Origin of the sequence: Paenibacillus sp. FSL H7-0323, from assembly GCF_038002725.1 — a bacterium.
Classification (GTDB): domain Bacteria; phylum Bacillota; class Bacilli; order Paenibacillales; family Paenibacillaceae; genus Paenibacillus_AQ; species Paenibacillus_AQ odorifer.
The window spans coordinates 1,190,384-1,209,944 of record NZ_JBBODB010000001.1; the positions used below are offsets into that span (position 1 = coordinate 1,190,384).

A 19,561-nucleotide genomic window follows, 5' to 3' on the forward strand; every position below is an offset into this window, starting at 1 on the left:
TATGAACAACAAATTAAGGGTAAGGACTGAAACAGAATGAATGACAACAAGCGTTATATGCCTGGTATTGATGGACTAAGAGCTTTTTCCGTACTCGCTGTCATAGCCTATCATTTGAATTTGAAATGGGCTGGGGGTGGACTGCTGGGAGTGGGAATCTTTTTTGTGATCTCGGGTTATCTCATCACAGACCAAATCATTAACCAATGGGAGCGTCATCGAAGATTGGACCTTCTGGACTTTTGGATACGTAGAGCACGGAGGTTGCTGCCGGCGACGATAGTCATGCTGATCGTTGTCACCATATGGCTCTTAATCATAGATCCCACGAGATTAAATGGGCTGACAGGAGATTTCATGTCATCACTATTTTACGTTAATAACTGGTGGTTAATATTTCATGATGTTTCGTACTTCGAAAGTTTTGGACCTCCTTCTCCGATCGGACATTTATGGTCACTTTCTATTGAAGAACAGTTTTATATTCTATGGCCGCTGCTGCTCGTATTAGGACTAAAGATCATACCTCGTCGAGGTAAACTTATTGCCTGGATTCTGGCTTGTGCTGCTGTCTCAGCTTTAGCCATGGCTATGTTCTATGTACCGGGCACAGATCCAAGCAGGGTCTATTATGGAACAGATACTCGCATATTTGCACTTCTAATTGGAGCGGCGCTTGCTGTTGCATGGCCTAGTCAGAAACTTAAAAATACAGTCACAGAAAGATCTCGTTATATGTTTGATATCATTGGTGCTCTGGGACTGCTGGTATTAATGGTGCTAGTTTACCGGGTTAACGAGTTTGATGAATCACTATATCGGGGTGGATTTTTGATCATCTCTATCATTACTGCAGTAGTGATTGCCGTGCTTGCTCATCCTGCCAGCTCTCTTGGACGGAAAATGGGCTGTAAACCCTTGCGATGGATAGGTGTACGTTCATATAGCTTATACCTTTGGCATTATCCCGTAATAATTCTTACCAGCCCTAATGGGAATCCAGATGAGAGCTGCGTGCTTCGAATTATCCTTCAGTTAGCAGGAAGTTTTCTACTGGCAGCCTTATCATACAAATATGTCGAGGAGCCGCTCCGGCGGGGATCATTAAGAAACATTTGGAACAATTGGAGTGCAAAACAACGCCGCAGCTACCGCCCGGTCTTTCTTATGACCATGATCTTTTTGATTCTTATTCCGATTGCCTGCAATGGATATTTATCCAACGCTGAATCTGACACACTTCCAATCGAAGTTGCAGATAAGCAGAATGTACAGCAAGAGAAGCAGAATGTACAGCAAGAGGGAATAGCGCAAGATCCAATAGATCACAACTCATTGGCACCACCCGTAGAAAAAGATACGACTGATGTTGAAAAGCAAAAACCTGACACTGAAGAGCAACAAGTTGAACCAGAAGGAAACATAGCGGTAACCGGGAAAAATCAAACTGGAAAGAATATTACGGCCATTGGCGATTCTGTCATTTTGGATGCAGCACCATTTTTGGTAGAAAGTCTCCCTGGTATTGTCATCGATGGAAAGGTCGGCAGACAGATGATGCAGGCACAGGAGGTAATTGATCAGCTTAGAGCACAAGGACGGTTAGGGGAGCGGATGATCATAGAGCTGGGAACGAATGGAGCTTTTAACTCCAAGCAATTACGTAAACTACTAAACTCGTTAAGCGATGCGGAGCAGATTATTTTGGTCAATACACGTGTGCCGAGAAAGTGGGAGCAGACTGTGAATTCCACCCTTTCAAAAGTTTCCAGTGAATTCAGGAATACGACCATAGTAGACTGGTACTCAGCTAGTGAAGGAAAAGACGACTACTTCTACAAAGATGGTATTCATTTGAAACGTGAGGGTGCCAAGTATTATGCATCAATTCTAATTAAAGCTTTGGAAAAAGAAAATAAATAATTTATTTGGAATCTCCAAACTTTTTTATACTCACCAAACGTCTTACTCCTGTTACAACACCAGATCACAAACAGAGAAGGATAATCGACCATGTTGAATAGGAAAACCGAGAAAATATTGACGCGATGTATCAAAGAAAACAAAGAAAATGTATACCGGCTTGCTTACAGTTATGTGAAAAACAAAGAGGATGCCCTCGACATTGTGCAGGATTCTATTTATAAAGCGATGACACGAATGGATTTGCTAAAGGATCACGATGCCGTGAAAAGCTGGTTTTACAGGATTGTCGTGAATACTTCCTTAGACTTTTTGCGCAGAAACAAGAAGGTTCAGACGATGGAGCCAGAGATAATAGAAACCTATAGTCCGGCTGTTGAGGATAGCTATACAGATATGGATTTGAAAAGAACACTGGAAGAGCTGCCGGCGAAATACCGAAGTGTGATTGTGCTTAGATATTTTGAGGATATGAAGATTAATGAAGTGGCTGAAGTTCTTAACGAGAACACCAATACAATAAAGACAAGGCTGTATCAGGCCCTTCAGTTATTGCGAGTGAAGCTGAATGATGAAGCCTTAAAGGAGATAAAGTAAGATGGACGAAAGAATACAAGAATTACATAAAGAGTATACCGATATTCCCATTCCGGAAGAACTTGATTTGATTGTAAACCGCTCTATAAAGCAGTCACTTAAAGCCAATAGAAAAAAACACACGACAACTAAGTGGGTGGCTAGTGTTGGTGCGGCCGCAGTTATTTTTCTAGTAGCCATAAACACCAGTACAACCGTAGCTAGTGCATTATCTTCCATTCCAGGCGTAGATCGGATAATAAAAGTGCTGACTATTAAAGAATACGTTGTAGAAGAAGAGAACTACGATGCAAATATCAAGGTTCCAGCCGTTACGGATATGGAAAATAAAGAACTGGAGCTTGGATTGAACAGCAAATATTTAAGTGAGAATAAAGCACTATACGAAAAGTTCCAAGCGGAGATCGAAGCGTTGAAGGAACAAGGTGGGGGCCATTTGGGGCTGGACGTAGGTTATGAAGTGAAAACGGATAATGAGCGCATTTTCTCCATTGGCAGATATGTTGAGGAAACCGCTGGTTCATCTTCAATGGAAGTTACTTTTGATACGATAGACAAAGTGAACCAGATCCTTATTACATTGCCAATGCTATTTAAAGATGATCAATACATTGAACGCATCAGCGAAAATATTAAAGAACAGATGATTGCTCAAATGAAAGCAGACTCTGAGAAAGTTTACTGGATCCCTGAGTATGGCGATGATGTACCAACGGATCAGTTTACCTCCATTACGAAGGATCAGAGCTTTTATATCAACACCGAAGGTAAGCTTGTGATTGTGTTTAACAAATACGATGTCGCACCGGGTTATATGGGCTCCGTTGAATTTGTGATACCAACCGCGGTGCTTGCTGATGATTTGGTCAGTCAGAAGTATATTCAATAAAAGAATTGTGGGAATAACGTCATCTGCGGTCCGAAACTCTGCACAAAAGGTGATAAAAGCGGAAATAACGTCATCTGAGTCCGAAAGTTTAGCCAAGGCTTTTTGTCCAAGCCTCAAACATCGTTTGCTCTCATTATTTGACGCGAACGCTGCTGCTATCGGATTCAGCTGACCCTAAACGCAGCATTATCGCACTTTTGCAATTCTATCGGACCGTATCGTCGCTATTGGCACGAAAACCATCCCCCAAGCGCACTTTTCTAACGAATAGCTGCACTGGGGTCCGAAACTCTGCACAAAAGCTGATAAAAGTGGAAATAACGTCATCTGGGTCCGATAGTCTAACCAAAACTCTTCGTCAAAGCCTCAAACATCGTTTGCTCTCATTATTTGACGCGAACGCTGCTGCTATCGGACTCATCTGACCCTAAGCGCAGCATTATCGCACTTTTGCAATCCTATCGGACCGCATCGTCGCTATTTGCACGAAAACCATCCCCCAAGCGCACTTTTCTAACGAATAGCTGCACTGGGGTCCGAAACTCTGCACAAAAGCTGATAAATGTGGGAATAACGTCATCTGGGTCCGAAAGTTTAGCCAAGGCTCTTTGTCCAAGCCTCAAACATCGTTTGCTCTCATTATTTTACGGGTGACGCAGCAGCTATCGGACTCAGCTGACCCTAAACGCAGCATTATCGCACTTTTGCAATCCTAACGGACCGCATCGTCTCTATTGGCACGAAAAACACACCCCAAGCGCACTTTTCTAACGAATAGCTGCACTGGGGTCCGAAACTCTGCACAAAAGGTGATAAATGTGGAAATAAGGTCATCTGGGTCCGAAACTATGCGCAAAAGCTGATAAAAGTGGAAAAAACGTCATCTGACTCCGAAAGTTTAGCCGTAAATAAATCGTTCTACTGCCGCAACAGTAGCAGTAATATCCGGGTTAGAATTGTCGATCAACGCAATATTTTCAGCCGGGAGCGGCCATTCTACCGTACGGTTGCCAAGAGAAGTGCGGAATTCATTCCAATGCTGGAACTTCCATTCATCTAGTGGTGATTGTCTGCCTTGGATTCGTTCCCGGTACAATTCCTCGTTGGCTAACCCTACCAAGACAACCTTGACCTCAACATCATGAAGGGAACGCCCGATCCGAGCTAACTCATGGCTGATCCAGTCAGGATTGGCCGCCTCTTTGGTAAAGGGACCAACTACAAAAGCATCGACGTCCAAGCCTATATTATCCAGCGCAGCATCCATAGTGATTCGATAACCTAAATCGCGGCATAACCTTTTGTACTCAGCTGAGTCTCTATCTGCCGGATCCAGTCCGTGTAAAGTCATTATCGCGTCAGCAGCAGGCCGTAGTAGAATATCCATATCGAAAAAAGGTATTTTGCGATGCGAAGCAATCGCTTTAGCTAACGTTGTTTTGCCTGCTCCAGCTGGACCAAGAAAAAATACAAGTTTATTCATTTCTAATTCTCCTTAGTTCTCAAGTCAACTCCAATGTGTATCTATGCATACTATCATATAAAAGATGACGAGCAATCGCCAGCGTAATCCCATTCTCGGCAAGTGACGGTCCACAAAACTAAAATTGCTCGCGGATTAGCCCATAAAATGATATTTTTTTGCTTCTCCATTGAGTTTTTAGCTAATCCTGCTTATAATATAGCGAGAAAAATAAGAAAAAGGTGTCCATAAATGAGCATATTAAATGTTGAAGGATTAAGTCATGGCTTTGGAGATCGTGCGATCTTTAAGGATGTTTCATTCCGTCTCCTAAAAGGCGAGCATATCGGATTATTCGGCGCTAACGGCGAAGGAAAATCCACTTTTATGAATATTGTTACAGGCAAACTGCAACCTGATGAAGGTAAAGTCGAATGGTCCAAGCGGGTGCGTGTTGGCTACCTCGATCAGCATGCAGTGTTAACCAAAGGAATGACGATTCAAGATGTACTCAGAAGTGCTTTCCAGTACCTGTTCGATCTTGAGCAAGAGATGAACGATATGTATGGCAGAATGGGTGACGTTTCACCTGAAGAGCTGGAAAAGCTGCTTGAAGAAGTAGGTACCATCCAAGATACACTTACAAATCAAGACTTTTACATGATCGATGCGAAAGTACAAGAAACCGCGCGTGGACTAGGGATCACTGACATTGGATTGGATCGCGATGTAGCCGATCTTAGTGGTGGTCAACGTACCAAAATCTTGCTTGCTAAGCTATTGCTTGAAAAACCAGATATTTTGCTCCTAGATGAGCCTACGAACTATCTGGATGAGCAGCATATTGAATGGCTGAGACGTTACCTTCAAGAGTATGATAATGCTTTTATTCTGATCTCACATGATATGCCATTCTTGAACAGTGTTATCAACCTGATCTACCATATGGAAAATCAAAAGCTGACCCGTTATGTGGGGGATTATGAGCAATTCCAACAAGTCTACGAAATGAGAAAACAACAGCTTGAATCTGCCTATAATCGCCAAAAGCAAGAAATAGCAGAGCTGAAGGATTTCGTAGCTCGTAACAAAGCCAGCGTGGCTACCCGTAACATGGCGATGTCCAGACAGAAGAAGCTCGACAAGATGGAGATCATCGAGATTGCCAAGGAGAAACCGAAACCACAGTTTAACTTTAAAGAAGGTAAAACTGCCGGCAAGATGATTTTCGAAGCAAAAGAATTGGTTATCGGCTACGACTCTCCATTGTCCAGACCGCTTAATTTGTTGATGGAACGTGGACAGAAGATCGCGTTGGTTGGGGCAAACGGAATTGGTAAAACAACTTTGCTGCGCAGCATTTTAGGTGAAATCTCTGCTTTGTCCGGTTCGGTAGAACGTGGATACCATCAGGAGATTGGCTATTTTGAGCAAGAGATGAAGGAAGGCAATTACAAGACTTGTATTGAGGAAATCTGGGATACATTCCCGTCTCTGTCACAATTCGAAGTACGTGCTGCCCTTGCTAAATGCGGATTGACCACGAAGCATATTGAGAGTAAGATTGCTGTACTAAGTGGTGGGGAAAAAGCTAAAGTTCGTCTATGTAAGCTGATTAATAGCGAAACTAATATTCTCGTATTAGATGAGCCAACGAACCACTTGGATATCGATGCCAAAGATGAACTGAAACGCGCTCTAAAAGCATACAAAGGAAGCATTCTTATGATTTCTCACGAACCCGATTTTTATCAGGACATCGTAACCGATATCTGGAATTGCGAAGATTGGACAACGAAAGTATTCTAATAAGTAAGTCTTTGATGAACAAGCCTATGAGTGATAACGAATCTGTTACGCTTCATAGGCTTTTTTTAGCGGAATAGAATGGGATCTTAACAGAGACAGGGAGGGTCTATGTGCTAGAGAATAGAATGGATCAGCTTAACAGCTGTGTTCAGCGGATTTTTGAAGAATCCGAAGCAAAGATAGTCAATTTTACATGTGAAGATTTAGATTATAAAACACCTAACTTTACAACAGCGGGTATCTTTCGTCTAAGCGGTTTTGCATCTATTAATCATAAGCAGCTTCCATGGTCAATCATATTAAAGATAATCAAGCCAGATAGTGCGGAGAAAGATAATCTTAAGCATCACAATTACTGGCGACGAGAAGCTCTAGTCTTTGAATCCAAGATTCTCGACGAGCTTCCTAGCTCAATCAAGGCACCTAAGTGTTATCTTGTTGAGGAACAAGCAGATGGTACCGTATGGTTATGGATGGAACGAATAGATGGGGAATATGCTTACACAAAGGAACAGTTTGATTACATCGCTGAACAGTTAGGTCGTTTCAATGGAACTTATCTGACAGGAAAGAAAATTCCTGATGAGAAGTGGATTTGCAGAAACTGGCTTAAATCATGGACTACCTCGAGTAAAATCTACGCCCCTAATCCAGCAAAATATATAAATCAATTACACAATGATAATGAACGTAGTATCTGGACATGGTTCCAAGACTTCACAGACCAGATTGACAGAAGCTTGCGTTCTTTGAATAGCTTGCCGCGAGTGCTTGCACACCAAGACCTCAGTCAAATGAATATGCTGCTAACTCAAAGTGATACGGACGGCGGACGGCTAATATTAATTGACTGGCAATTTATGAGTATATCGGGGATAGGTGAAGACCTTGGCAAAATGTTTGGCGTAAATATGAGCTTAGGAGTTTTTCCTAATCATCGCTACGAGGAATATAAAGAGTCTTTATTCCAAAACTATATCGAGGGATTAAAAGATTCAGGATGGCAGGGGGACGAGTCCCTTGCAAGATATGGTTATTGTTTAGGCACTGCTTTACGTTGTATCTGGGAAGTGCCTCAATACTTTTCATTGGCCGCACAGTTAAAAACGGATCCAACTAACCTAAAGCTTCAAGATCGAGTTTCCCAATTGGAGCAAATTATTAATATTCAACGGAATATGGCGACAGAATGTATCAAGATGAATACATGGGCGCAATTTAGTTAATATGTAGTTAAAATCTATCCTCTACAACTGGATACAAAGAGAAAAGGAGCTCCCCACGGGAACTCCTTTTTATTAAACCTCAATGATGATTGGAAGAATCATTGGCCGCCGTTTCGTTTTTTCGTATAGGAACTTACTTAATGATTCTTTGATGGTCTGCTTGATGATATTCCATTGGCCGAGATCCGTTTCGTTCATTTTTTTAAGGGTTGATGTTACATGCTGGTTGATCTCGTCCATTAAATTATCGGAGTTACGGACATAAACGAATCCCCTGGAGATAGTGTCTGGCTCGTTTAATAGACGTCCATCGGTTTGGCTCAGTGTAATCACTGTAATCAGAATACCGTCTGCTGACAGCTGGCGACGATCGCGAAGCACAACATTTCCAATATCTCCGATCCCAAGGCCATCTACTAGAATTTGCCCAGCAGTCACTCGACCGGATTGGCGGACAACACCAGACGATGACTCAACGATGTCTCCATTTTTTAGAATAAAGATATTTTCCGGTTTGACGCCTACCGCCTCCGCTAACAAGCTGTGATGATGCAGCATACGGTATTCACCATGAATCGGAATAAAGTATTCAGGTTTCATTAGAGTCAGCATTAGCTTAAGCTCCTCTTGGCTGCCATGCCCGGAGACGTGAAGCTCACTGCGTGAACCATAGATGACTTTAGCACCCAGCATATATAAATTATCGACAATCCTTGAAACATTCCGTTCATTTCCCGGGATGGGATTGGCTGCGAGCAGCACCGTGTCCCCAGCCTGGATCTCCATCAATCGATGGCTTGAGTTCGCTAAGCGGGATAGTGCGGCCATGGGCTCTCCTTGACTGCCTGTACATAAAACAGTTACCTGTGCCGGAGGGAGCTTAGCAGCTTCTGCAGGTTCGATCAGCATATCGTCCGGAATGTTCAAATAACCGAGTTCTTGGGCCACTCTGACTACATTTACCATACTTCTGCCGAGTAAGGTCAATTTACGTTCAGTTAAATGAGAAGCATCAATGATCTGCTGTAGACGATGTACATTTGAGGCGAAGGTTGAAATAAAAATTCTACGGTCTGCTTTTAAAAAGGCTTCTTCTATGTGAGCGCCAACAAGCTTTTCAGAAGGGGTGAAGCCAGGACGCTCAGCATTAGTGCTTTCTGACAGCAAGATCTTTACACCGTTTTTCCCAATATCGGCCATTTTATGTATATCTGGATACTGCTTGTTGACAGGCGTCATGTCAAATTTGAAGTCTCCTGTATGAACTACGGTACCTTCAGGTGTATCGAATACTACGCCAAGGCAATCTGGAATACTATGATTTGTATTAAAAAATGTTGTAGTAATGGCTCCCAGGGTTAACGTGGATTCTGAATTAATACAATGGAGTTTCGTTTGTCGTAAAATTCCATGTTCCCTAAGTTTATTTTCGATTAATCCTAAGGTTAAACGGGAAGCATATATTGGGATATTCAACTGTTTAAGCAGGTAAGGAATCCCGCCGATATGATCCTCATGTCCGTGAGTCACCACCAACGCTTGTACCTTATCAATATTATTTAATAAATACGAAACATCAGGAATAATTAGGTCAATCCCTAAGAGACTTTCATCTGGGAATTTAGAGCCGCAATCAATGACAACAATATCATCTGCGTATTGTAGGATATACATATTTTTACCAATTTCATGAACCCCGCCTAATGCTGCAATCGAGAGCTGCTTAGCTGCCATTTTCATTGAAGCCCCTCCTAAATAAATTTCTCTATATTATGTTTGAATCCCATTATAATTATCCATTCTGAAGCTTGATACAATATAATAACTGAAGAAAGCTAATCGAAAGATAGGAGAACGTTACTCATGAATATCCGACTATTACAAATGAAAGATAATAGCTCCATTGAAAAGGTCATTAGGGACTGCCTAATTGAGTTTGGCGGGAATCGCTCGGGTCTAGCCTGGGAGGATGACAGCCTGCATCATTTATCAGATGATTATAATCATAGTGAGAATCGGGCTTATTGGGTTGTCGAAGAGGGAGGGGAAGTATTAGGGGGGTGTGGCATTGCTCCTTTCGGGAATGATGACAAGATATGTGAGTTGCAAAAAATGTATTTATCTCAGTCGATTAGAGGTAACGGGATAGCCAAAGAACTTTTAAATACAGCGTTGGACTTTGCTAAGCTTCATTACAACCAATGTTATTTGGAGACACTTCAAAACATGCACGCAGCTAACCGTTTCTATATGAAAAATGGATTTGAGCTTTTGGATGAACCGCTTGCGGGGTCGGAGCATTTCGCTTGTGATGCTTGGTATATTAAAAATTTAATGTGAATTGCTTTAAAAATGTTGGAGGCCTGGATTACCAGGCTTTTTTTGATCTAAGGTAATGATTTTTTATTTGACAATAAAACCGTCCAGACGGCATAGTAAATAACAGAGGTGATTATCGTGAACAGTAATTCAAAACGAAGTAGTATTTTATTAGCAGCTTCTATAGTAGTTAAAAATAATGGGGTGGAGAAGCTTACGCTTGAAGCCGTTGCCAAAGAAGCGGGGGTCAGTAAAGGTGGACTGCTGCACCATTTTCCGAATAAGGAAGCTTTAATAAAAAGTATGGTGGAAGAGTTAACAAGTGATTTTTTCAGTAATGTTCAAGAAAGAGTAGCGAATGCATCTAGAGAAACTGGGAAGTGGGGACGAGCGTTTGTTCAGGCGATAGACGACGATCTTAAGGAAGAGCAAGAGATTAGCACCGCGCTTTCGGCTGCTCTTTTTACGAATCCGGATATCCTTAAGAAATTTCAAGATCAATACTCAGTATGGCAAAACAATATAGAGAACGATGGAATAGATCCTGTACGTTCCACAATTGTCAGGCTGGCAGCGGACGGTTTATGGTATTCAGAAATGTTCGGATTAGGAGCTTTAGATAAGGATTTACGAGATAAAGTGATTCAAGAATTAATAAACATGACGGAGTAAGGAGGGGCTATTGTTGAATTCATATCTGTTACTGGCAACAGCGATTATCTGCGAGGTATTTGGTAGCTCCATGCTTAAGGTTTCTAACGGGTTTAAAAAGATTTTACCTTCAATAGGAGTCGTACTCGGCATGGGTTCAGCCTTTTATTGTCTTTCTTTAGCGCTTTCAACGATTCCACTAGGGACGGCTTATGCTATTTGGTCGGGGGTAGGTACGGCTTTAACTGCGTTAATTGGAGTCATCATTTATAAAGAAAACTTCAATCTGAAGAAATTACTCGGCCTGATTCTTATCATTGGTGGAGTAGTCATTATGAAACTTTCTGGTGGATCTCATTAGAGCTTGGAGGAAATGTTATGAACAAGAATAAGGGTTTTTGGGTACTGGGGGTAGCTATTATAAGCGAAGTAATAGGTACAACTATGCTGAAAATGTCAGAAGGGTTCACACAAATATTGCCTACTATAGGTGTTATTATTGGTTTTATTATCGCATTTTATAGTTTGTCCATAAGTCTCAGAGTTTTACCTTTAAGCCTAGCTTATGCGATTTGGGCAGGTGTAGGTACAGTTCTAACCGCCATCGTTGGTATTGTAATATGGGGGGATCCATTTAGTATGCTTACACTTGCAGGCATAGTATTAATAGTTGGAGGTGTGGTTTTATTAAACTCTCCAGATTCAGCTAATGAAAAAGAACTTAAAACCACAAGTTAATCTTCATAAAAAACTAAGGCCTGAGAAATCAGGCCTTTATTTGATGGACGTGATGTTAATAGATTCCATATTTAGGGTAGTTTCGCGATATTGGTATCACATATCTTTTCCGTAGAATTACATCTTATAGCTTGATCCGCTCTTTCTCTATAATGAGAGTGTCTCACATTGAAAGGAGGATCGGTTGTTATTTAATGTGCTCTGAGATGAATTTGATTGTAAACGCTATCATTTGAGCACTCCGATAAGGCGACACGTTAGTGAGTATCTACATTAAGAGGAGGATTATAATGCGCAACAAGTATGTCGTATGGTCGCTTGTAGTAACCCTGTTGATCTCAAGTTTATACCTGGCAGCGGGTCCGTTCACAATTGTTAGTGCCTCTGGTGGCACGAATTTGACGCTGGGCAAAACTGTGACGGCTAGTGGTCAATCACAAACGTATAGTCCAAACAATGTGAAAGACAGCAATCAAGAGACGTATTGGGAAAGCAGCAATAATGCATTTCCGCAATGGATCCAAGTAGATCTCGGTACAGAGACAAGTATTGACCAAATCGTATTGAAGCTGCCAACGGGCTGGGAGATGCGTACACAAACACTCGCCGTTCAAGGCAGCACAAATGGATCTACATTCACTGACATTGTTGGTTCAGCTGATTATGTGTTCAATCCTTCAGCAGGAGGGAACACCGTTAAGATTGATTTTTCAGCAACCAGCACTCGTTATGTACGCCTGAATGTAACAGGCAATACGGGTTGGCCGGCAGCGCAAATATCTGAGTTCGAAATTTACGGAGCTAGTACACCAACACCGACGCCAACAGCCACACCAACGCCAACAGTTACACCAACGCCAACAGCCACACCGACGCCAACAGCCACACCAACGCCAACAGCCACACCGACGCCAACAGCCACACCAACGCCAACAGCCACACCGACGCCAACAGCCACACCAACGCCAACAGCCACACCGACGCCAACAGCCACACCTGTTGCGGGCAGTAATATCGCGGTTGGCAAATCGATTACCGCATCCTCTAATACGCAATCATTTGTGGCAGCAAATGCTAATGACAACAACACCAACACATACTGGGAAGGTGGCAGTAATCCTAGTTCATTGATACTTGACCTGGGGTCAAACTACAACGTTTCCTCCATCGTTCTAAAGTTAAATCCAGCCGCTGCATGGGGAGCACGTACCCAAACGATTCAAGTGCTCGGTCACAATCAGAACACAACGACATTTGGGAATCTGGTGTCAGCACAATCGTATTCGTTTAATCCAGCTTCAGGAAATACAGTAACCATTCCTGTTACCGCAACTGTCAAACGTCTACAGCTTAATATTACTGCCAACTCGGGTGCTCCAGCTGGACAGATCGCCGAATTTGAAGTATACGGTACTCCAGCTCCGAATCCGGATTTGGTGATTACTGGCATGTCCTGGTCACCAACGAATCCGGTTGAGTCTAATGCGATTACGCTGAACGCAATCGTAAAGAATATCGGCAATGCCAGCTCTCCAGCTACTACTGTTAATTTCTATTTAAATAATGAGCTTGTAGGCTCAGCTCCGGTAGGTGTACTAGCAACTGGAGCATCGACAACAGCATCGATGACACTTACCGCAGGAGTTAAGCCTGCCGCAACGTATTCAGTTAGTGCCAAAGTTGATGAAGACAACCTAGTTATCGAACAAAATGAAGCGAATAACAGCTACACGAACCCAGCGTCACTTATTATCGCTCCAGTGTCCAGCTCTGACTTAGTGGGAACTGTTACATGGACACCAAGTAATCCTGTTGCTAATAACAATGTAGCGTTTAATGTAAATCTTAAGAATCAAGGAACCATTGCCTCTGCAAGTGGTTCACATGGTATAAGCGTTGTTCTTAAAAACTCTGCGGGTTCCACTATTCAAACCTATAATGGATCTTATAACGGTGCCTTAGCAGCGGGGGCAATAGTTAATGTAGCGATTCCAGGGACTTGGACAGCGATTAATGGTAACTACACAGTCACCACTACTGTTGAAGTGGATGCTAATGAGATAGCTGCCAAGCAAGCGAATAATGTAAGTGTTTCTAATCTCGTTGTCTATGCTGCGCGTGGTGCAAGCATGCCGTATAGTCGATATGATACCGAGGATGCTACACTCGGGGGTGGCGCGATATTGAAATCGGCGCCAACCTTTGATCAAGCATTAATCGCTTCTGAAGCTTCTGGCCAGCGTTATATAGCTCTTCCTTCGAATGGTTCGAACTTAGAGTGGACGGTCAGACAGGGTCAAGGCGGCGCAGGTGTAACTATGAGATTTACAATGCCTGACTCTGCAGATGGGATGGGATTGAATGGTTCACTGGATGTGTATGTGAATGGAGCGAAAGTAAAAACAGTTTCCTTAACCTCATACTACAGCTGGCAGTATTTCTCAGGTGATATGCCTGGCGATACACCTAGTGCTGGACGTCCACTATTCCGTTTTGATGAAGTTCACTGGAAGATGGATACACCCCTCCAACCTGGGGACAAGATTCGAATCCAGAAGAACAATGGAGATAGCTTGGAATATGGTGTGGATTTCCTTGAAATTGAATCTGTTCCAACAGCAATTGCCCGCCCAGCTAACTCCGTATCTGTAACAGATTACGGTGCTGTGGCAAACGACGGACAAGATGATCTGGCAGCTTTTAAAGCTACTGTAAATGCAGCCGTGGCAAGCGGAAAGTCTATTTATATTCCAGCAGGAACCTTTAATCTTAGCAGTATGTGGGAGATTGGTTCTGCTAGTAATATGATCAATAACCTCACTATTACTGGTGCTGGTCTCTGGCACACCAATATTCAGTTCACCAATCCTAATGCTGCGGGCGGTGGTATTTCACTCCGTATTTCAGGTAAGCTAGATTTCAGTAATGTATATATGAATTCTAATTTGCGCTCACGTTATGGACAAAATGCAATTTACAAAGGTTTTATGGATAACTTTGGAACCAACTCTATTATCCATGATGTCTGGGTAGAGCATTTTGAATGCGGAATGTGGGTAGGCGACTACGCTCATACACCTGCGATTTATGCTACCGGGCTGGTAGTTGAAAACAGTCGGATTCGGAACAATCTTGCAGACGGCATCAACTTCTCGCAAGGAACTAGCAATTCAATTGTACGCAATAGCAGTGTGCGAAATAATGGTGACGATGGTCTTGCAGTATGGACCAGTAACACAAATGGTGCACCTGCTGGTGTGAATAATACCTTCTCGTATAACACCATTGAGAATAACTGGCGTGCGGCAGCGATTGCTTTCTTTGGAGGAAGTGGTCATAAGGCTGATCATAACTATATCATTGATACAGTTGGTGGTTCCGGCATACGTATGAATACCGTTTTTCCAGGTTATCATTTCCAGAATAATACGGGTGTAGTTTTCTCAGACACAACCATTATTAACAGTGGCACGAGTAAAGATCTTTATGGGGGTGAACGTGGCGCAATTGATCTTGAAGCATCAAATGATACTATCAAGAACGTTACATTTAATAACATAGACATCATTAATACCCAGCGTGATGCGATTCAATTTGGATATGGTGGTGGATTCGAGAACATCGTGTTCAACAACATCAATATTAACGGTACAGGACTTGATGGAATAACAACTTCACGGTTCTCAGGTCCACATAAAGGTGCAGCTATTTACACCTATACAGGCAATGGTGCTGCAACCTTTAATAACCTGACAACCTCCAACATTGCTTATCCGAATCTGAATTATATTCAGAGCGGTTTTAATCTAACGATTCATTAATTTTATGTACGAGGTTAAGGGAGAAGCTCTTAGGAGCTTTTCCCTTTTTAGCTTGTAACGAGCTGGATATCTCTAAATTGCCAGAAGGATAATGACTACATGAACAAGAAATTAATATAAGGGGAATTTAAACTATTAAATTTTTGAAATTCTTTTGCGGATGTGTTGATTTCATCATCTTATGTTCGTCATAGCAGATGCGTCGGATCTCAAAGGACCTCCTGATTTTGTTAAACAACTTACTGCGCTTATTCAGGCAAACCATTTAATTACTTAAAGGGAGAGATGAAAAATGAATCAGGAAGTAATCGATTTTATTGAAGCGCTAAAAGAATCATGGCAGGTGGAGTTGTCCACCTCACTACGTGAGGTTGTTCATCAGGCTATACCGGATGTGCAGGAACGTATTCAGTATAAGAAACCTCATTTTTTGAAAAATGGAAAATACGCTGCGGCCATCTCGACATCAAAAGACGCAGTCAGCTTTGTAATCTTTAATACAACCGAGCTAACGCTTCCAGAGGGAGCATTTGAGGGACCACCTGAAAGGAAAACCCTGAAGCTTCGAAAAGGAGACACATTTGATTCTGCACAATTGGTCTCTTTAGTTGCTCAAGCTTCAGCTTCTCTTTGAGCCATACTTATATTAAAAGGACGATATCTCAAAGTCATTTGACTTCATGGGATATCGTCCTTTTTGACGATTATACAGTCTTAGTTACTCGTTGTAGTGCTGAGATAGTGAATCTGCTCTTTCAGGATGGTACTTGCTTTGCCTAAAAATGTTGTTATAAGCTCAAGCTCCTGCTCAGTAAAGGAAGACGCCAGTTTAACCATCTTAGTGTGCAAAGGAAGGTAGGCATTTCCAACCTCGTTATTCTCATATAAAGGAACAATGATCACCTTACGACGGTCATTGGGATCATGTTCTCTGCGAACAAAGCCGTTTTTTTCAAGTCGATCAATTAATGTGGTAATGCTGCCTGTAGTAAGTCCAGTTAATTTGGATAGCTCGCCGGCGGTGATAGGACCTTTTTCATGAAGGATATCTATAGATAGAAAATCGTTATTGTATAACCCTAGAGAAGTTGCTACTTTTTGCTGATACAAAACCGTTCGGCTGCCTAGGCCCCGCATGCGTAAAGTTAAGTCTTCCTGCTGAATTGTAACTTGATTGTGTCGATCTCTTGACAAAAGAGGACCCTCCTTTTAAAATGTTTATATCTTGATAGTCAAGATAATTAATAAACAAGATGCTTGATGAACACCTAATTAATTGTCTTGATTTTATCGAATTATTCACTAATTTGCAAAGGGTATAACATCACGTGGTTTGGAATGAAGCCTGTGCACAATCCTTTAACAATTAGAGTAGAACTAAACATTTGGGAAAAGTGGAGGAGAAAAAGGAGCATGGAAAAGAAAAATAAAGTTGGGGTTATTATAGTAGCTCTATTGTTGGCTACACTTATGGCATCAATGGATAATACTATACTTGCAACCGCAATGGGAACCATTGTAGGTGACCTTGGCGGCTTTGACAAATTGATGTGGGTTACGTCCGCTTATATGATAGCTGAGATGGCGGGTATGCCGATTTTCGGTAAATTATCGGATATGTATGGACGTAAGCGATTTTTTATTTTCGGTATTATTGTTTTTATGATTGGTTCAGCTTTATGTGGTACGGCAAATTCTATTGTTCAGCTTAGTATTTATCGGGCAATTCAGGGTATTGGTGGAGGGGCACTCGTTCCTATTGCATTCACGATTATGTTCGATGTAGTGGCCCCAGAAAAACGGGGGAAAATCGGTGGGTTATTCGGTGCTGCCTATGGTATTTCCAGTATTTTTGGTCCTCTTATTGGCGCTTATATAGCGGATTATATTCATTGGTCTTGGGTCTTTTATATCAATTTACCCATTGGTGTTATTGCATTCTTTATGATCGCTTTTTTCTACAAAGAATCTGTTGAGCATTCCAAAGAAAAAATTGATTATCTTGGGGCTTTTACACTTGTAGCTTCAATCCTTTGTCTCATGTTTGCGATTGAGCTCGGGGGTAAGAAATATGCTTGGGACTCGACAATGATTCTGGGATTGTTTATGGCTTTTGTTGTGTTTTTAATTGGTTTTATTGTTATCGAACGTCGTGCAGAAGAGCCAATCATTACCTTTGGCATGTTCAAGAATCGTCTCTATTCTACGAGTAATGTTATGGCGATATTTAGCGGAGCGGCATTTATTACAGCCTCGGTGTACATTCCAATTTATATTCAAGGGGTTCTTGGCGGGTCTGCCACAAATTCGGGGCTTGTTCTACTTCCGATGATGATTGGTTCTGTTATCACTGCTGCTGGCGGAGGATTCTTGCTCTCTAAATTTAATTATCGCACGATCATGATTTCTACGTTAGTACTCCTTGTAGCAGGTATGGCTCTACTTACCACACTAACACCAGACTCCTCCCGGTTTATGGTCACTATTTTTATGTTTCTGGTGGGTCTTGGCATAGGTTCATCATTTTCTGTTCTAAGCAATGCAGCGATTCATGGATTTACAGCAAGACAACGGGGTTCTGCAAGTTCGACACTTAGCTTCACACGGGAGCTGGGAATGACACTTGGCATTACGGTATTTGGTATTATTCAAAGTCACATTTTTTCGAATAAACTAGCTTCCATGTTCAGTAAGGGAGGCGCGGCACCAGAAGGTGTTAATCTAAGTGATCCAAGTACAATTTTGACTCCCGACACACGGGCCAAAATTCCCTCTGAGGTTCTTGATAAAATCACCGAAGGATTATCTTCTTCTCTTGTTCATACCTTTGCTTGGGCGATTATTCCATCAGTTATAGCTCTAATGGCAGCATTTGTGATGAGCAGGGAGAAGTTTGACCCTGCTACTGAGCTGGAAGAATTTACGGCATCGCATTAAGGAAATAAAAGATAAAAAATAAGCCCAAGTCCTTTGTTAATAAAGGCTTGGGCTTTTTTGATAAGAAGCTCGGCGATCCTATTTCTCTGAAATGCTATAACGAGAATGTAAATGCCAGATAAGCTCTCTACGGCTACTGACACCTGCTTTAGCAAAAATGGATTTTAAATGATCCTGAACCGTGTAAGCAGAAATATGTAATTCAGCAGCCAATTCTTTAGTAGATAATCCGCGAATTACTCCTTCAAGTAAATGCTGTTCCCGTTTCGTCAGATCATACGCTTCTGCAATGATAGGAAGCATATCTGCTGGACGTGCAGGCTCGAATGAAATGGCAATTTGCGTCTGACCGTCGTATGCATGAAGCCGGCTAGCCCGGATCACTAGATAAGGTCCGTCTGACATCCGGATACAGGACTTTGCCATCCCCGAAGATTCAGAGGGACTATTGATTGCTTGTGTGCTCACCGCCCGAATTGGTCGTGGTAGGATATGGTGATCAATTTTTTCTAATGAACGAAGTTTCTCTAACCAGCGGTCTGCTGTAGGGTTGGAGGAGAGGAGCACTAGTTGATCAGAAAGGACGGCAATTCCGGAACCGTAATCTTCTTCCAGCCAAGTCTGATTTCTCTCAGGCAACTCAAGACTGAAAGCCCGCATTCTTGCGGCAATCTCAGGAAGCATTAAGGCTATCCGTACACAATCTTCCTGTGAAAATACAGGCTGACCCGACTTTCTGTAAAGTGTCAGATACCCCCAACACGCATCTCCATGAACAAGTACAGCGCGTAATTCATCCTCAAATCCTGCCGGAGACAGTACTTTTTGATAGCGGGCACTCAAATCTGGCTGCCCTTCGGTTGCTTCATATAAAGTAGCTACATGCACTTTACTATGAACCATTTGCTCATAGGGATTAATATCGTCTTCACCGTATTCGATCTGGAACAAGTGATGATGAATGGATTCCACGTTATCTTCTGTAACCGCACCTGTCGAGAGTAGTGTCTGTGGATCAACATGGGTACAGCAGGCAGCATCAAAGGGTACAGCCTCGCGTAAAATCGACAGTAATGAAGTACGGTAGCTATGTGAAGATTCAGAAACAGTACCTAACCTTATGATTTGTTGTTTAATATGATTAAGTTGTCTTATGGTTTTCATAGGTCAGCCCTCTAGTCATGGAGTA

Annotated in this window: 16 protein-coding genes; 12 read left to right on the forward strand and 4 right to left on the reverse strand. The window is 42.2% G+C overall.

What is annotated here, in order from left to right; translation table 11 throughout:
- Nucleotides 1–36 precede the first annotated feature (36 nt).
- The 3 genes from MHH89_RS05695 to MHH89_RS05705 all read left to right on the forward strand — a co-directional run bounded on the left by MHH89_RS05695 (nt 37) and on the right by MHH89_RS05705 (nt 3,409).
- A complete protein-coding gene (locus MHH89_RS05695; protein WP_076280678.1) occupies nt 37–1,923 on the forward strand; it encodes an acyltransferase family protein in 1,887 nt (628 codons plus the stop codon).
- A gap of 90 nt (nt 1,924–2,013) precedes the next feature.
- Entirely contained in the window at nt 2,014–2,520 is a 507-nt protein-coding gene (locus MHH89_RS05700; protein WP_076125785.1) for an RNA polymerase sigma factor, read from the forward strand.
- A 1-nt stretch (nt 2,521) separates the two neighbouring features.
- On the forward strand, nt 2,522–3,409 hold the full coding sequence (locus MHH89_RS05705) for a DUF3298 and DUF4163 domain-containing protein (protein ID WP_076134938.1): 888 nt from the start codon (nt 2,522–2,524) through the stop codon (nt 3,407–3,409).
- Between the two features lie 898 nt (nt 3,410–4,307).
- On the opposite strand, the gene MHH89_RS05710 is transcribed toward MHH89_RS05705, so the two are convergent.
- Nucleotides 4,308–4,892 carry an AAA family ATPase gene (locus MHH89_RS05710; RefSeq protein WP_076217534.1) on the reverse strand — a complete coding sequence of 195 codons (585 nt, stop codon included), beginning with the start codon at nt 4,890–4,892 and terminating at the stop codon, nt 4,308–4,310.
- A 231-nt stretch (nt 4,893–5,123) separates the two neighbouring features.
- On the opposite strand from MHH89_RS05710, the gene MHH89_RS05715 reads away from it, so the two are divergent.
- The gene (locus tag MHH89_RS05715; RefSeq protein ID WP_036677991.1) at nt 5,124–6,680 is read left to right on the forward strand and encodes an ABC-F family ATP-binding cassette domain-containing protein; all 1,557 of its coding nucleotides are present in this window, start codon (nt 5,124–5,126) and stop codon (nt 6,678–6,680) included.
- Between the two features lie 110 nt (nt 6,681–6,790).
- Nucleotides 6,791–7,906 carry a phosphotransferase gene (locus tag MHH89_RS05720; protein ID WP_076280676.1) on the forward strand — a complete coding sequence of 372 codons (1,116 nt, stop codon included), beginning with the start codon at nt 6,791–6,793 and terminating at the stop codon, nt 7,904–7,906.
- A 72-nt stretch (nt 7,907–7,978) separates the two neighbouring features.
- Here the strand turns inward: MHH89_RS05720 and MHH89_RS05725 are convergent, their stop codons facing one another.
- A complete protein-coding gene (locus MHH89_RS05725) occupies nt 7,979–9,646 on the reverse strand; it encodes a ribonuclease J (RefSeq protein WP_254847604.1) in 1,668 nt (555 codons plus the stop codon).
- Between the two features lie 123 nt (nt 9,647–9,769).
- Between MHH89_RS05725 and MHH89_RS05730 the strand changes: the two genes are divergently transcribed.
- The 6 genes from MHH89_RS05730 (at nt 9,770) to MHH89_RS05755 (ending at nt 16,069) form a co-directional block, all read left to right on the forward strand.
- On the forward strand, nt 9,770–10,246 hold the full coding sequence (locus MHH89_RS05730; protein WP_076184542.1) for a GNAT family N-acetyltransferase: 477 nt from the start codon (nt 9,770–9,772) through the stop codon (nt 10,244–10,246).
- 117 nt (nt 10,247–10,363) lie between these two features.
- Nucleotides 10,364–10,897, forward strand: a complete 534-nt coding sequence (locus tag MHH89_RS05735; protein WP_076125775.1) for a TetR/AcrR family transcriptional regulator — start codon at nt 10,364–10,366, stop codon at nt 10,895–10,897.
- Nucleotides 10,898–10,910: 13 nt separating this feature from the next.
- Nucleotides 10,911–11,237, forward strand: a complete 327-nt coding sequence (locus tag MHH89_RS05740) for a DMT family transporter (protein WP_076125773.1) — start codon at nt 10,911–10,913, stop codon at nt 11,235–11,237.
- 17 nt (nt 11,238–11,254) lie between these two features.
- The gene (locus MHH89_RS05745; protein ID WP_076217536.1) at nt 11,255–11,614 is read left to right on the forward strand and encodes a DMT family transporter; all 360 of its coding nucleotides are present in this window, start codon (nt 11,255–11,257) and stop codon (nt 11,612–11,614) included.
- A gap of 290 nt (nt 11,615–11,904) precedes the next feature.
- Nucleotides 11,905–15,435 (forward strand): discoidin domain-containing protein, encoded by a 3,531-nt coding sequence (locus MHH89_RS05750; RefSeq protein ID WP_076280675.1) that lies wholly within the window; start codon nt 11,905–11,907, stop codon nt 15,433–15,435.
- A gap of 292 nt (nt 15,436–15,727) precedes the next feature.
- Nucleotides 15,728–16,069: a DUF1801 domain-containing protein gene (locus tag MHH89_RS05755; RefSeq protein ID WP_036677965.1), complete on the forward strand. Its 342-nt coding sequence runs from the start codon at nt 15,728–15,730 to the stop codon at nt 16,067–16,069.
- Nucleotides 16,070–16,149: 80 nt separating this feature from the next.
- On the opposite strand, the gene MHH89_RS05760 is transcribed toward MHH89_RS05755, so the two are convergent.
- Nucleotides 16,150–16,572 (reverse strand): MarR family winged helix-turn-helix transcriptional regulator, encoded by a 423-nt coding sequence (locus MHH89_RS05760; protein ID WP_438269365.1) that lies wholly within the window; start codon nt 16,570–16,572, stop codon nt 16,150–16,152.
- A gap of 276 nt (nt 16,573–16,848) precedes the next feature.
- On the opposite strand from MHH89_RS05760, the gene MHH89_RS05765 reads away from it, so the two are divergent.
- Entirely contained in the window at nt 16,849–18,372 is a 1,524-nt protein-coding gene (locus MHH89_RS05765; protein ID WP_076217540.1) for an MDR family MFS transporter, read from the forward strand.
- Between the two features lie 78 nt (nt 18,373–18,450).
- Here the strand turns inward: MHH89_RS05765 and MHH89_RS05770 are convergent, their stop codons facing one another.
- Complete coding sequence (locus tag MHH89_RS05770; protein WP_076190407.1) at nt 18,451–19,536, reverse strand: helix-turn-helix transcriptional regulator; 1,086 nt, start codon at nt 19,534–19,536, stop codon at nt 18,451–18,453.
- Nucleotides 19,537–19,561 lie beyond the last annotated feature (25 nt).